This is a genomic window from Pseudoalteromonas sp. MMG006 (genome assembly GCF_018101025.1).
Classification (GTDB): Bacteria; Pseudomonadota; Gammaproteobacteria; order Enterobacterales; family Alteromonadaceae; genus Pseudoalteromonas.
Genome location: NZ_JAGJEJ010000021.1, coordinates 1 through 15,368, shown reverse-complemented (window position 1 = coordinate 15,368; position 15,368 = coordinate 1). Strand labels below are relative to the sequence as shown.

General features: G+C 38.4%; 14 protein-coding genes. 7 read left to right on the top strand and 7 right to left on the bottom strand.

The annotated features are described in order from the left end of the window. Positions 1-44 precede the first annotated feature (44 nt). On the top strand, positions 45-1,073 hold the full coding sequence (locus tag J8L73_RS16320) for a DUF3549 family protein (RefSeq protein WP_211018690.1): 1,029 nt from the start codon (positions 45-47) through the stop codon (positions 1,071-1,073). Further along, on the top strand, positions 1,073-1,372 hold the full coding sequence (locus tag J8L73_RS16315) for a DUF3301 domain-containing protein (RefSeq protein ID WP_138682846.1): 300 nt from the start codon (positions 1,073-1,075) through the stop codon (positions 1,370-1,372). Before J8L73_RS16320 ends, J8L73_RS16315 begins: the two co-directional genes overlap by 1 nt. 773 nt (positions 1,373-2,145) lie before the next feature. Here the strand turns inward: J8L73_RS16315 and J8L73_RS16310 are convergent. Continuing rightward, positions 2,146-2,778: a GNAT family N-acetyltransferase gene (locus J8L73_RS16310; protein WP_211018688.1), complete on the bottom strand. Its 633-nt coding sequence runs from the start codon at positions 2,776-2,778 to the stop codon at positions 2,146-2,148. Positions 2,779-3,019: 241 nt separating this feature from the next. Here J8L73_RS16310 and J8L73_RS16305 point away from each other — a divergent pair, with 241 nt between their 5' ends. The 3 genes from J8L73_RS16305 to J8L73_RS16295 all read left to right on the top strand — a co-directional run bounded on the left by J8L73_RS16305 (position 3,020) and on the right by J8L73_RS16295 (position 4,414). Next, complete coding sequence (locus J8L73_RS16305; RefSeq protein ID WP_211000613.1) at positions 3,020-3,256, top strand: DUF2789 domain-containing protein; 237 nt, start codon at positions 3,020-3,022, stop codon at positions 3,254-3,256. Between the two features lie 104 nt (positions 3,257-3,360). Then, the gene (locus tag J8L73_RS16300; RefSeq protein WP_211018686.1) at positions 3,361-3,627 is read left to right on the top strand and encodes a hypothetical protein; all 267 of its coding nucleotides are present in this window, start codon (positions 3,361-3,363) and stop codon (positions 3,625-3,627) included. 13 nt (positions 3,628-3,640) lie between these two features. Then, a complete protein-coding gene (locus J8L73_RS16295; protein WP_211000615.1) occupies positions 3,641-4,414 on the top strand; it encodes a Zn-ribbon-containing protein in 774 nt (257 codons plus the stop codon). 64 nt (positions 4,415-4,478) lie between these two features. Here the strand turns inward: J8L73_RS16295 and syd are convergent, their stop codons facing one another. After that, complete coding sequence (gene syd, locus J8L73_RS16290; RefSeq protein ID WP_211018685.1) at positions 4,479-5,018, bottom strand: SecY-interacting protein; 540 nt, start codon at positions 5,016-5,018, stop codon at positions 4,479-4,481. Positions 5,019-5,077: 59 nt separating this feature from the next. Here syd and queF point away from each other — a divergent pair, with 59 nt between their 5' ends. Continuing rightward, on the top strand, positions 5,078-5,923 hold the full coding sequence (gene queF, locus J8L73_RS16285; protein ID WP_211018683.1) for an NADPH-dependent 7-cyano-7-deazaguanine reductase QueF: 846 nt from the start codon (positions 5,078-5,080) through the stop codon (positions 5,921-5,923). Positions 5,924-5,992: 69 nt separating this feature from the next. On the opposite strand, the gene J8L73_RS16280 is transcribed toward queF, so the two are convergent. Genes J8L73_RS16280 through J8L73_RS16270 form a run of 3 tightly spaced genes read right to left on the bottom strand, consistent with a single transcriptional unit; the run spans position 5,993 to position 12,312 of the window. Beyond that, positions 5,993-6,868: a peptidylprolyl isomerase gene (locus J8L73_RS16280; protein ID WP_211018680.1), complete on the bottom strand. Its 876-nt coding sequence runs from the start codon at positions 6,866-6,868 to the stop codon at positions 5,993-5,995. Between the two features lie 27 nt (positions 6,869-6,895). Beyond that, a complete protein-coding gene (locus J8L73_RS16275; protein ID WP_211018678.1) occupies positions 6,896-10,585 on the bottom strand; it encodes a translocation/assembly module TamB domain-containing protein in 3,690 nt (1,229 codons plus the stop codon). Next, positions 10,585-12,312, bottom strand: a complete 1,728-nt coding sequence (locus tag J8L73_RS16270; protein ID WP_211018676.1) for an autotransporter assembly complex family protein — start codon at positions 12,310-12,312, stop codon at positions 10,585-10,587. The genes J8L73_RS16275 and J8L73_RS16270 overlap by 1 nt, the downstream gene beginning before the upstream one ends. Before the next feature lie 214 nt (positions 12,313-12,526). On the opposite strand from J8L73_RS16270, the gene J8L73_RS16265 reads away from it, so the two are divergent. After that, positions 12,527-12,862: a ribonuclease E inhibitor RraB gene (locus tag J8L73_RS16265; protein ID WP_211000621.1), complete on the top strand. Its 336-nt coding sequence runs from the start codon at positions 12,527-12,529 to the stop codon at positions 12,860-12,862. A 20-nt stretch (positions 12,863-12,882) separates the two neighbouring features. On the opposite strand, the gene J8L73_RS16260 is transcribed toward J8L73_RS16265, so the two are convergent. After that, positions 12,883-14,634: a DEAD/DEAH box helicase gene (locus J8L73_RS16260; protein ID WP_211018675.1), complete on the bottom strand. Its 1,752-nt coding sequence runs from the start codon at positions 14,632-14,634 to the stop codon at positions 12,883-12,885. 115 nt (positions 14,635-14,749) lie between these two features. Further along, the gene (locus J8L73_RS16255; protein ID WP_211000623.1) at positions 14,750-15,052 is read right to left on the bottom strand and encodes an H-NS histone family protein; all 303 of its coding nucleotides are present in this window, start codon (positions 15,050-15,052) and stop codon (positions 14,750-14,752) included. Positions 15,053-15,368 lie beyond the last annotated feature (316 nt).

Sequence of the window (15,368 nt, the reverse complement as noted above, 5' to 3'; positions counted from 1 at the left end):
CGTATAATTAGGGCAATTTAGCAGTAAAAACAGTTGAGAATACAATGAGCGAACACATAGCCACATTAGGCCAACTTTTAGACGGTGCAGGTACTCAGTGGCGTGCTTTTGATATTGGCAGACATATAACTAAGCTTGATAAAAAACAGTTTTTAGCCATTGAACAAGCTCAAACCCCGTACCCTTACCCTCTTGGGGGTCATGCATGGCTTGCTATTCAATTTTGGGATAGTAAAGCAAGCAAAGAACCATACGTGTGGTTTTTAAAGTTTCCGCTTGATGAACAAAGCAAACTGGTAAGTGCAAGCCGCGATCATTTTGCTAATATGGTTATTGAGGCTTTAGGCACTGAAATTACAGGTGAGCAGGCTGATGGAAAACTTGATAACAACCCTTATGTTTTTACACCTAATGCAAATAAGTTAGCTGCGTTTAACGCACAGCTTAAAGTGCTATTAAAACAACCGGCTTCGCAATATTACGAACACGCACAATTATACTTTAGCGGCAAAATTGGCTTTGATAACTGGCAAAGTGTTGCACTTCAAGGTATTGCAGATTTTGCACTACGCCTAGATAACGACGCAAATTTAAGCAACTTACAAAACGCGTGGGCGCATTTACCGCTTGAAGTATTACAACCACTTAGCGCAATGCTTGAACATGTTGAAATACCCACATCTTTGAGTGAGCTTTTATTAACCTATGGTCAAGCTGCAATTGAAAATAACGATACCATAGCTTTAACCGCTGCACTGCGCTCATTGTCTAAAGGGCAAGCGCAAGGGCTAAGCACACAACTGGTTGATGCAGCATTAAGCTCATCACTTGGTAGCGATTCGGACGTACTTTTAACCATTGCAGGGCGCTGTTTTATGCAGTTAGAAGACCCTGAGCGGTTACATATATTTATGGATAATTGTGCACAGCATCAAGCAATAGCGGAGCTGTTCCCTAGTGTGTTTGCCGATCTAGTTGCAATACCCACTATTCGCCCTCATTTATTAGGTTTATTACGAAAAGAAAATCGTAGCGAAACCCTCGCACGAGCAATTGGAAGGTTATTCTCTTAATGGCAAGCTTATGGACGTTCATACTTATTGGTAGTGTAATTTATTTATTTTGGCTTAACCGAAAAGTTGCTGAAGCAGCGAACGTTCATGCAAAGCGCCAAAGCGATCAATTGCAAGTACAGCTAATGAGTGTTGCATGCACTAAGCGCCGTTTTGGTTTTTTAAAAAACGGTAAGCCAGGTATTAAAAGTGAATTTATATTTGAATTTTCAAGCGATGGTGAGAATGCTTATCAAGGTGTGCTTATAATGGAAAATGAGTTTTTGAAAAGTGTGGTTGTTCCGCCGCATAAAATATAAAAGTATTTTAAGCGCTTTTTAATGCTTAAAACTAAACTTAATACAAAAAACTAAGGCGTAACTAAAGTTACGCCCCAATTGGACTGCATCCTGCTAGATATCCTTTATCTATAAATCCGTATTATCATCCCCTGAACGAGCAAACAACCTTGTTTACCCTCCCATTGCATCCTGCAATATCCTTAACCTTCCTGATTAACCTGCGTAATCTAACGCGTAGCTACATACCGCAGCTTCATCCGTGGTCATCCTTTTAAGTAGCTCCTGCCACTTTATGCATCCTGCATTTTCCTCTTGCCGCCTTGGCCATCCTACGTAAACTAACGTTCCTGCTACTTCCTGTAGCCTCATCCGTGAATATCCTAAAGTAACTCCTAGCTACTAAGTGCCTCTTGCACTTCCTTATTCATCCTTGTATCCGTTTTAACTTGTCCTTTGTGCTTCCTGCTAGCGCCTGCTATGTTGCCTATTCCGTATCCTTGGCAGTAGCTTAATCGTTAAGCTATGTCGTCTTGACAAAGTAAAGTTTAAAGCAAACTTGGTTTGGTAATAGCACTTAACAAAAAATAAATGAGTGTAATAAATATGCAAAAAAAAATAAACCATACATATTAGTAACTTAAACCAAAAAAGACCTATTATCACAGGCCTTTATCTATTAACACTCACGTCAATGTAGGATATATCTCACGGCCTTATGTCCGTTTTGGCGTATTACTCACACATAAATAGTTAAAAATTCAATTAACCGTACAAACTATTCAGTTAAACCATTATTTAAACAGCAAGTCACCGTCGATTTTATTAAAAGTAAGTTGATTTAGTGCTTTAAAGCCCTCGGTTTTAAAAAATTTGGAGTGCTCTTTACGTGTAACAAAAACAGCCATGCCTGTTGCTGTTGAATTTGACTTTACAAGGTCATCTAACCCTCTTAATAAACATCGCCCTAGTCCTTGGCCATGAAAGTGTGGATCGACCGCTATAAATGCTAAAAAGTAATAATTACCCTGCTCTTTTAATGCATCACGTATAGTTTTTTCTTTTTCTATTAATTGGTTAGTTTGCAAAAAACCAGCACTGAGCATAAGTTTTAAACGCCAATGCCAATAGCGCTCTGGCTGCAATTGGCTATTAGACTCAAATACACACGCTACCGCTTTTAACCTTCCATTACGGTACAAGCCTATTAAAGGCTGTTTTTCTTGCCAAAAGGAACTAAGCTCTTCGCGAACAAGTGAACGAAGCTTTTTTTCGTAGGCGGATTTGTTATTGTCGTCATAATTAAGCAGCGTTTGCAACATAGGATCGTCATGATAAGCCTGGTAAATAAGGCTCGCAGCAATACTTAGATCTTCTGCGGCTAAATGCTGTACGCTAAAAGTGTCTGTTGGTGTGTCTGTGGTCATCCTACTTCCTCTTTCGCTAAGTTTTTAAATATGCCTAATTACCAGTTAACTATATACCTAAAGTGAAAAAAGCGTCAATTCAGCTAGAGTTTAGCTAGCCAAGCTTATAATCGTACTCCAACGTTGGATAAATCTAATATTGAGTATATTAATTCTATGAGCGACTTAACGAGGTCAATTTTTACTGAGGCTGGTTAAAAGGCGCATTTAATAAATTGTTATCATTACATGGAGCTATATTATGGATACAACAAAGCACGACATAAACACCTTATTTGCACAGCTTGGTTTACCAAATTCTGAAGAGCAAATTGATGATTTTATTGCCAACCATAAGCTCGACGACACGACATTACTTCAAAACGCCCCTTTTTGGGATGAAGCACAGCAGCACTTCCTAACGGAGTCACTTGAAGAAGATGGTGCCTGGAGCGAAGTAATTGATGAACTTGATGTAAGAATTAGACAAAGTAACTAATCGTATTTGGCACATTAATTAATGTGCCCTCCCCTATTTATTGCTAACATAGCATCCGCGCAGCCTACGTGCTGCGCATTTATATATTAAAGAGTTATTACCTAATGAATTCAGTTGTATTTGATGCAATTAAAGTCCTTCTTGAGGAAGGCAAAACTCCCACTGTTGCACTTACTAAAGGCCGTTTAGCAAAATCAGTGCCTATGCCTATGATAATTGCCGCAGTAAGTCAGTATAAGAATAACCCTGAATCTATTCATAACTTAATGAAGAACCCACAGCAAACCAGCGATAACGAACCTAAAACTAGTCAACTAGATAGAATTGAGCAAAAGCTTGATAGGTTACTCGCTTTGCTAGAGCAAAAATAATTTGAGACTATAAATGTTCGTTGTTGATTTAACATTTGATTGCTACCAAGACACTACCCTAGAACAAGCCGAACAAGCAATAAACCGCTTAGTAAATGCCCTGCGTTTTAATGGCCAAATAATGGGGGAAGAATTCCCAACCGTGTTAAAAGACGGTTACTTCATCACCCGTGTAATGTGCCCTACAGAGGATGCCATGCATCCTCTAAATAATAGCCCGTTTGTAAAACACAGTATTGAGCTACTTAATACTGCTGGTTTGCTTGCCCCTAAAGTTAAAATTATCGGCCAGGATATTCATTCAAACGGAGCTGATTGCTGTAAGGAGCCATCAAGCTATATCTTGTACACAACTTATGTGCACACCTGTAGCCCGCTTTATTGTGGTGATGACTTTTTGCCCGTGCCACTATTTAATATACCCGCTATAGCCAATGGCGATTATAAAACGCTAATTAAGTGGCAAGAAGATTGGCAAGCATGCGATCAAATACAGATTAATGGCGCAACACGCTGTGAGTTTCCTGCTCTTGAAGAAATATCGAGTACACAAAGCGATTTATATCGCCGTGGAAAAGACATAACTAAGCGCATTAGTTTTTTAACTAAAAAGCCAGTTTACTATTACTTATACCGTGTTGGCGGTGTTGATAAAGCCTCTGAACTTGAACGTAAATGCCCTGGCTGTAATAGTGATTGGAAACTAGATGAGCCTTGGTTTGGGCTGTTTGATTTTAGATGTGAGCCGTGCGGATTAGTCTCTAATGTGTCGTGGGATTTTCAGTAGCCACTACTAATGCGTTTTTAAAATCAGCTTAGTGATAACGCTAAGCTGATTTATTAATTACATTTTAAACTTCAAGCGCTTTTAAAAACGATTCTAAATTTGGTGCAAGCACATGGTGCGTTTTTTTGCCGACATGCTCTAAACAAACTTCCCCAGTATGAATTAAAACACTGACTAATAAATCGTCTTGATCTGTTAAGCCTATAAACACTGTTTCTGGCTGCTTTAACTTTCTTTTCATTAAAACATGACCTGTTATGTTTTGTTGTAGCATGTCGAAATCATCACTATTCCAAGCTTGTAATAGCTCAACTTGATGACCATCAATACTTGCCAAAATACTTCCACCGTACATGTGACCATAAAGCTCGCTAAGCGCTTTTGGAAACTCAAGCTCTAATGCCTTAGCTAAATCGTTTAATGAGCCTGCTGGCTGCTGGCGTACGCCTTGCCATTGAATATTGCCTTGTTCGTCAACCTCTCCAAGCTCAGAGGGGCTCGGCCATTGCTCATCATGCGCTATAAGTGGATATTTAGCGGTTTTTTTAAAGGTATTTTCGCTAAATTGATGGTGAAGTTGTTCTAAAAGCAATGCAACAGACATACTGTGAAACTCAATTAAATTAGATATAATGTTCCTATTGTAACTATTTAAGAGCAAACATGACAGATTACAGCAATTCTCCAGACCTTAAAGGCAGTGTATTAGGGCAATCTACTGAGTATGTAGACGACTATACGCCAAGCTTGCTTTTCCCTATTGCGCGCAAGCTAAATCGTGATGCTCTAAATATTGATGAAGCCGAGCTGCCATTTAAAGGCCAAGATATTTGGACAGGTTACGAGCTTTCGTGGTTAAACGCTAAAGGTAAACCGCAAGTTGCAGTGGCTTTATTTACCTTTGAATGTCAAAGCAGCCATATTATTGAGTCTAAATCGTTCAAGCTTTATCTAAATAGCTTTAATCAAACTCGCTTTGGTAGTAATGAAGTGGTTAAGCAGCATTTAATTGACGATTTATCGAATGCTGTTAATAGCCCTGTAAAAGTAACTTTATATAATGCAGATGACTACAACTGCCTACCTTGCACTGCGCTTCCTGGTGAGTGTATTGATGATTTAGACATCGAGATAGATAATTACGACATTGACGCTTACTCTCTAAAAGCACAAAGTGACACTGTAGTTACAGAAACACTTCATAGCCACTTACTTAAATCAAACTGTTTAATAACCTCTCAGCCTGATTGGGCGAGCATTATTATTAGATATACAGGCGAGAAAATATGTCGTGAATCGCTACTGCGTTACTTAATATCGTTTAGGACGCATAATGAGTTTCATGAGCAATGTGTAGAGCGTATTTATAGTGACTTAACCACGCAATTAAACATTAAAGAACTTGAAGTGTACGCACGTTATACACGCCGAGGTGGGTTAGACATTAACCCGTACCGTTCAACGCACTATAATGATACACCGTTTGCCGTTAAGATTAATCGTCAGTAAATACCCTAAACACTAAAGTATGAACATTAAAAAAGGAGCTTAAGCTCCTTTTTTAATGTTGGTGTTACTCTAATCAATACGCTTTGTTGGTATAGGCATCGCACATACATCCACATAATTGTAAGACTGCACAAACCATGGCTCAGTACGGTTTTTACGAGCATTAATGAGTTGTGTGAACGATACAGAATCTGTTTTCATTACTTTAAATGCACTTTTATCGTTTTTAACATCAGCTAATACTTGCACATTTGTTATGGGGTTAAATGCAATACCATCGGTTGGTATTCGCTGCAAGCGGTTAAAATGCTCCATACCTTCAAGTACTCGGCCAAACACCGTAATGTTTTTATCAAGATAACGAGGGCTTTGTCCTATGGTTACAAAAAACTCTGTGCTTGCACTGTCGGTATCGTTCCCGCGCGCCATTGCAAATACCCCATTACAATGAACTTGCCAGGTTTGTGTATGTGTTTGATTTTGCGCTACTGCAAAACCATTTAAAAACCCCGTTACAGGCGCGTAACCATCGCCCTTTAACGCGGTAATTTTAAGAGGTTGAATCGTTTCTAAATAAAACTCTGCAGGTACCGTTTTATTAGCTGTTTGTATTTTTTTATTACCTGAACTGTCGCCGCCCTGCGCTACAAAACCTTCAACAAAACGATAAACACTGGTGTTTTTATAAAAACCCTCCCGCGCTAATTGTTTTATATGCGCGGTATGTTTAGGTGCAAGTAAAGGATTGAGCTCAATATAAGCTGAGCCTGTGGGCAACGTTATTTTTAAAATATTTTGTGTGCTTACCGTTTGCCATTCGTCTGCTTTAGCATTATTTAATACATCACTTGCGCTTACAGCTAATGCTACATCTTGAGTGGGTTTGGCATGCTGAGCACATCCCGATAACGCTGCAATACATGCCATTAAATATAACGCTTTCATATAATCCTTATAATACAAAATTTAGACTTAGTCCCAGTCAAACTTATATAACACATCTACGTTTTGATATAATCCACTGGTTATCTCTATATATAACTGTGAAAGCAATTGATACCGTACAGCCACTTCACTTAAAGAATCAAATACGCCTACACTGTACTTTACCTGTAAGCTTGGTGCTATATAGCCTGATATTTCTACTTTGGTACTATCACCACTGCCTGACGAACTTAAGCTAACATCAGATAGACCAAACGTTTCGCCCACTTTAGAGACCACGCCTTCACTTCGGCTAACACCTTGAGAAAGTAGTAATTGTGTAAGCATTGCATCACTAGATGACCCCTCGCCATCCCCTAATGGTTGCCCGTTAAGTAAATATGCCAATGCTTGCGCTTGATCCATCGCGGGCTCAGAAAACACTTTAAGTGTTGGCTGTTCAACATTACCCGTTAACGTAACCCCTGCAATTACATCATTAGCGGTGTTATCTGGGTTACGTATTGCTTTAATATTTAAGTATGGCTGCTCAATTGAGCCGCTAAAACCGACTTGCCCAGTACTTATTATTAAATCTTGGCCAAATGCTAAATAGGTACCATCTATCAAGTTAAGTTCGCCGGTGGCAATAATAGGCGCACCTTGGCTCATTTTAATCGCTAAATCCCCTGCCACTTTAGACTCTAACCCGAACGACTCTACTTTTACGTCATTTTTAACAATCACTTTTAAGTTTATGTCATAATCAAAAGGCACCTTTTCTGTCTCTTGTGTTTGTTGGTCAACAATAATTTCATCGTCACTTACTTGTACCGCTCCCTCTGGAAGCTCTTCAATCATTATACGACCATACGGTACAACCACTTCCCCCGCTAGCTTAAGTGCATTATTAGCTAACCCTATTTTTAAGTCGGGTGATACTTTAAATGTAACGCCTTGTTGTGCCCTTACAAAAAACTGCTCTCCCGCTACATCAACGTTTACAGCTGGTTGCTCACCTTGCCAATCAACATCGCCAGTTAGCTTTACTTTACCACCTTGATTGTCGTTTAGATTGCCCTCTATTGTGGCAGTCGTTTTATCAAACACTATGTTTATATTAGATTTTTGTAGCGCAATAGGGAGCTGCTCGCCCTCAAGGTTGATATCGTTTACGTTAAGCTCGCCGTTTAATAATGGGTCTTGTAACGTACCCGAAAGTGCTACTTTACCGCTAATATCACCTTTTAATTCCTCTAGGGTTTCTAAAAATGGCTGCAAGTCTGAAAGCAATATTTTTTCAATATTAACACTACCATTAAGCGCTTGCGTATTTTGTATGTCATCAATATTAATTTGTGCATTAATTTTACCTAAAACGCTTGATTCTAAATTAGCTTTGAGCTGCCCTGTTTGAGAGTCTGAAAAGGCACTCACACTAAGAGTTTCTATAGGTAATTTAAATCGGTCCTCTTCTGAAGTTAATATTGCGGTTAAATCTTTGGAGTTTATATTCGTACGCAGTGTTTTAAGCGCACCGCTTTGCCAATTAAGTGCCACGTCGCCTGTTAAATCACCACGAGTATGGATATCTTTTGGCAGAAAGTGTTTAAGCTCTTCAAGCGCTAAATTATTTAACGTCGCATTTAACAGGCCAAGCTCTTTAGTTTGGGCAAGCGTGTTTATACAAAGCTCACTTTGCTCAGAAGCCCAACAGTGTGCACTTACATCAAAATCACCATTTTGAGAGTTAAACATTACGGCAATATTTTTAGTGTTGCTAAAACTGAGCTTTTTATCACCAAGCGTTACATTACTAAGCTCACCATTCCACGTGGCATTATTGATTTTGCCATTTAGTTCAAGTTCAACACTGCCCTGCTCGGCATCTACCGATGCAATAAGCTGATGATCTGTTTTATCTCCAGTTGCATCAATTTTTACGCTATTTATTTTTTGATCAGCCACCAGCGCAGAGCCAACACTCACGGATAAGTTTGTTTGCCAATCCGCACTAGTATCTAGTTGTCCCTTTACGTTAAATTTATTGACGTTAATTTCATTGTAAATAAAACTATCTAGCACTAAAGCCAAATCAACAGAAGGCGTTAACCTCTCACCTCTCACTTTTAAATTGGCGGTGCCGTTGGCAATAAATGGCATGTTTGCCTCTTCATTACTTTGAAGTGTTATTTTACCATCAACTTTCCAGCCATCATCAACTTGCCCACTGAGTACTAATTTATTAGTGCCGCTACTTAAATAAAGGCTATCGATATTGGCTTTTAATGCATCATCAAGCTGAAAGTTTGACGCAAACTCAAGGGGTACCTCGTTTAGTAATCCGCTTAACTTAGTATCATCCATTTTTAGTTGCCACGAGCCGGCTTCAGCGGTAAATGCCCCCTTAAACTGTCCTGAAATGTCACTGGTTGCAGCATCCGTGAAATACTGTGCTTTTAAGTTTGCAAGCGTACCGTTAAAACTCGTTTTAATGCCCTGTTGCCAATCAACATTAGCTTTTATGATTGCGCTACTTTCGTTAGCTTTAATACTTAATGTTTTAAGCGTGGCTTGAGTTAAACTTCCTGATAGCTGAGTATTAAGATCAACAGCCGGATAAGCACCTAATTGGCTGTTAGCCTGCAAATTGAGTTGGTAGTCATCGGCGTTACCATTTGCGTTAAGGCTTACATTTTTAACTTTAAGTTCGTTACTTTGCGCATCAATAAGCCATTGGTTGATTTTTCCGCTTAGTTCAAATGGGTAATTTTTTTGCTTTAAATTAGCGTTCGCGGTTAACGTGAGCGGATACTGTCCTCTCGTTTCTAAATTTAAATTTAAGTCAGCTAAATCACCGTTTAACTGTAAATTTGCTTGGTGTGCATCACTTTGCAAAGTTACTTGGCCTTTTATAGGCAAGTTACCTGCAAGCTTTGCATTTAATTGGGTATTAAGCTGCCATTGCTCATATGTGGCTGAAAGCGCCTGCAAATTAATAGCTGCGTCTTCTACACTTAATAACAGAGAAATGTTTTCGATATTATGCTGTGCTTCGCCCTGTTCAATTGTCACTTTTGCAATATCAAAAGCCTCAATGGCTAAATCAATGGGTGATGTAAATTCAATATCAGGAAGTGCTGGCAATTGTGTAAGTGGGTCTTTGCTGCTTTGAGCAGTTTGTGCCTTAACAGGTTGTTCTTGCTCTTTTAAAGCAACAAGTATACTGGGAATATTTAAGCTCTTTACTGTGAGTTTTGAACCTTCAGCTTTAGCTGATAATTTAAAATTATTAACATTCACATCTGCACTAGGGTGGTTTAATGTAAAATCATAAACCGCTATATTTTTTAATGAAACATTAAAGGGTAAGGTGATTTTTTCAAGGGGCTCAGAGGGTGTTTCATCCTGGGCCTCGACTGTTTTTGGCAAGGTTAATTTTATAGATTTAGCGCTTAAGTTTTCAATACAAATGCCATCACATTGCCACCAAAATAAATCTATTTTTAGTTGCTGCGCATTAAAAACTAAACCGTTATTTTCAAAACGAACATTAAAAGCATCGTTATAAATAAAGCGACCATCTTTAATCTCAATATGTAGCCCATCCACTGCTTTGTTTGCACTGTAGGCAATGAATTGATTACCCGGGGCTGTGAATAATAAACAAAATACGCTAACAAGCAGCGTGATTAATGTAGCACTTACAGCGGCTGTTATTTTTTTAAATACTGACATTAAATTTCTGGCCCTATGGTAATACTCAAGCGTGTACTTTTACTCTCTTTTGTTAATCCCCATGCATGGTCTATACGCACAGGGCCAACAGGTGTTAAATAACGAAAACCAAAACCAGCACCTACCTCAAAATCATCTGAAAAATCATTTGTAGCTGTACCGCCATCAACAAATAAAGCCGCGCGCCAATTTTGAGCAAATTGGTAGTTGTACTCTATTGTACTGGTTAGTAAGTATTTACCACCTATAAGGTCGCCATCATCATTTTCTGGCGAAATTGATTGGTATGCAAAGCCACGAACGCTTTGATCGCCGCCGGCGTAAAAGCGAAGTGAGTAAGGTACGTTTTCAATATCATCAACGAGCATTGCACCTACATTTGCTTTTAAAAACACCAAATGCTTATCTAAATAGGTACGTAGCCACGCATGTTGCATTTGTACTCTTACTAAATTAGTACTTGAGAGAACATCATCTAAGCCAAATTCAGCCGAAATCAACCACTGCTCTCCCCAATAAGGAGTTGTCCTGCCCTTTGATTTTTTACGAGCGTAACTAATACCCGGCATTAACATTTCAGTACTTTCTTCAGGCTCATCACCAATACGGTAAGTTTCTTGGTCTCTGCGCAAAAAAGCTGTGCGCACCCATTTGTTTTCGGTCAACCATTGACGCTGTAATTGGCCCGTTAGTATTTCGCTGTAGGTATCATTTGTGAGTTCATCTTCTAATTTGTAACCTACAGAGAACCGCCACAAGTCATCATTAGGATCGTCAACAGGAATGGTGTAAGCCATTGAAATATCTTGTTGCTTTTGCGCTACATTTAAATTCGTCTCTAGGTAGTGGCCATCTTCTGTGATCCAGGGCTTGCTCCATTTAAAACGTATTTTTGGTCCTAAATCAGTGCTGTATCCCCCCCCAACTTCATAGCTATTTGCTGGTTTGGGAAGAACATCAACTTTAATTGGTACCAAACCATTTTTACGCGCAGCAATATCAGCATACACGCGAACACTGGCAAAATAAGGTGTGCTTGATAAATCAAGATTATAATCAGCTATACGTGTTGATTTATAGGGTTGGTTTTGAGCGAATGGAGCTAAAGAACGTATGTATTTTTCAGCCGGAGTATTACTCGCAATTTCAATATCGCCAAATTTATAGCGCACACCTGTATTAATTACGAAGGTAATAACGGCACTATTTTTTTGCACCGACACCTCTAATTTTCGTGCTGGCCATTTAGCATCAAAATAACCAAGCTCTAAAAGCATCGATTCAATTTTTTTATGTGCGGAGTCGTATTGCCCGTGGTTTAAAATATCACCCTGTTTTAAGCTAATGTTATTTATTAGCGTTTGCAGCTGAGTATCGTCTTTGCCTTCACCATTTAAGGTAATATTAATTGCTTCAATACGCGTTGCAGGCCCGCGCTCAACCTCAACAATTAATTCGCCGTCATTGTCATCAAATATAACGTCAACAGTCGGGTTATAATAGCCCAGCGCCTTAATACTATTTTGTACTTGTTTTTGTGCATAGCGACGAAGCGTACGCGTTGGTTTCTCGCCAATTAATTGCTTAAGATAAAGCGCTACGTTATTTTCTAAATCACCGCTAATACCTTTTATATCATAATCTTCTATGACTTTTTCTGCTGCATAGCTGTTTGCCGAAATTAAGGCTCCCGCAATACACATGCAGCGTAAAAACTTAATAAACAAGTAAATATCCTTACTTTAAATATCTTATACATAACTGGTCAACTACCTGCATATTAGCATAGCCATAATGAGCAACACATTAACTTAGTGACAATCTATCGCGTAAATTTAACTTTGAATAAGTATCGGCATAATTAAAATTTGTACGCGTAATGACAATAATTTGGTTACAATAGCGTATATGTATACAAAATTAATTTTAAACGAGTTTTTAATGCAATTCCCTGATGATGATAACGGCCAACTTTTAGCCGAAATAGCCGATGCTGGCGTTGATTTAAATAAAATGCACCAAATCGATTTTTTCATTTTATTTGAGCAACAAGCCGATGCAGAAAAGTTTGCTAAAGAAATAATCTCTGATGCATTAGTTCAAAGCGCTGATGTTGAAAAATGCAAAGATACTGGCGTATGGGAAGTAATTACTCATGTTCAAATGGTGCCAGAGCACACACTATTAGGGCAAGCTGAGCAATATCTAGAAAGTATTGCTAATAGCTATAATGGTTATGGTGATGGCTGGGGATTAATGGACGAAGACGCCGCCTAACCTTTTAAAGTCAGTTAAGCTTAACGGTTTAACTGATTTGCCTTTCTAAAGCTTCCCTTATAGTCAAACAGTTTATCAGCCACTTTCCACCCATACTTTTTACTTTTGCGTGCAATAACAAAATCAGGTGGCACTAAATCATACTGCGCTTTGATTACCTGCTCTGCATTTTTAAAATTTATAGGTGTTTGTCCTTGCCCTACTCGCTTACCAAATTGCTTATTAAATACAAACTGCCCACCTTTACTGGCAAGGTTATAAACTTCATCGCAGCTTGCGCCATCTTCATCAAAGTACGTTAACTTAATTAAATCGTCTTTAAGTTGAACCACTGATAACCCACTGCAGCGCAGTACTAACGCGTCTTTTAAATTAAGTGCGTTACGTAGCTTGTCGTCAGGGTCGGCCATTACTGCTCCGCAATCATGACATTTACGGGCTGCTATATCGTTTTGAGCGCCGCATTGGTCGCACTCTTTAAATCTAAAACGATAATCGCACTGCTGCTTGTTACCTTCATCATCTTCTAGAAGGCCTTGGCAGCGCCTGCCAAAATGCTCAACTACTTTGCCATCAGCATCGGTTTTTCCCCAAAAAATATTAGCAAAGCCACAGCCTGGGCAAGGCACTTGTACAGGCTCGTTATCACTATCGCCTTTTTTATCGCCCACTTCAGGGTGAAATAAATTAAAACCATTTCCAGCATAGTCAATTACAAGGCAGTCGGTTTTTGATTCAGATAATCTCAACCCTCGCCCCACTATTTGCTGATATAAACTTACAGATTCTGTAGGTCTTAAAATTGCGATAAAGTCGACATGAGGTGCATCAAACCCTGTCGTTAACACCGATATATTAACCAAGTATTTTAGCTGCTTTGCTTTAAACCGTTTTATAATTTTATCGCGTTCAGTATTAGGGGTATCGCCTGTTATTAGCGCACTTTGCTTTTGAGGTAAATAGCTTAAAATCTCTTGGGCGTGCATAACGGTAGCCGCAAAAATCATAACACCTTCACGCTCTTCACTATATTTCATGACTTGCGTTAATATGGCTTGCGTAGCACGTTCACTATTTTTTAAAAGCGCATTCATATCGTCAGTCGTATATTGCCCAAATGCATTAGACTCTAAAGACGAAAAATCATAATGACTAATTGCTGCGTCAACTTCATTTGGCGGCGTTAAGTAATTATGTTTGATCATATACCTGAGCGGTAACTCAAATATACAACTTTTAAATGGGCTTTCTTTCGTGCCTTTAACAAAACCATGGTAATGATGGTGATATATCCATCCCACTCCTAATCTATAAGGTGTAGCCGTTAAACCCAATACTTTTAAATGAGGGTTATACTCTTTTAGAGCGTTTATAACTTTACCGTATTGGCTTTTTTTATCACCATTGACTCTGTGGCATTCATCTATAATGAGCAAAGAATAATGCTCATTTAATTTATTTAAATTTCTTGATAAAGATTGCACGCTCGCAAAAGTTACTTGATGATTTAAAGATTTCTCTTTTAAGCCTGCTGAGAATATACTCGCCTCTAAACCAAAACTTTTATATTTTTGTGAGTTTTGCTCTACTAGCTCTTTAACGTGTGCAAGCACTAATATTTTTTGCTTAGCTATTCGCGCAAGTTCAGCTATTACGAGACTTTTCCCTGCACCTGTGGGTAGTACAATAATAGCGGGGTCGTTTGTCGCTCTAAAATGTAAAACAGTGCGCTCTACTGCTTCTTGTTGGTAAGGTCTTAATGTATAGCTCATAGGAAAAGTTGGATTTGAGTGAGGATTACTTAGTAAATAAAGACTAAAACTATTAAGGTTCAGTTATAACAATTGGTAGAAAACAAAAGAGAAGCAATGTATCTCTTTTGTACTTTTAAGCTAAGTGCTTTTGTAAATCAACACCTTCAAACGCTTTTGGACGACGCCCACGGCCAGTCCATTCAATGAATTCACCGTCAACTTCAATGCGATACTTAGCTTTAACTTTAGTTCGCTTATCGGCTGCGCCATCTTGTAAATCTTCTAACGTAAGTCCTTTTTCTTTTAAAAGATCCAACACTTCCTGTTTAGCTTGTAGCTGCTCAGTATATTTTGCAATTGCATCACTAATTAATTGTTGTGCTTTTTCAAGCTCTGTTAATGATGCAGTTTTAACAAAAGATCGGACTTCTTTCATTTATATCTCTCTTGCTTGTTGGTATTAACCTTTAAATTACAAGGTAAGTATAAACGTATAAACTGATTTTTACCACAAACTAAAAAGTGGAATACTTAATATAAAACAGTGCTTTTATACTAATTACAATCAAAAATAAGACTTAAGTATAAGCATAATCAAAAGGCTACATTTTAATAAAAATGTAAAAGATAGTCAGCCGAGATTATAGGTGTTTATTCAAAAAAATTTCTATTTTTGTATAAAGCTCTATTTTATTTTCTTCTTTTTGGAATCCATGTCCTTTATTATCTTTCATATGTAGTGGTCAATAAAA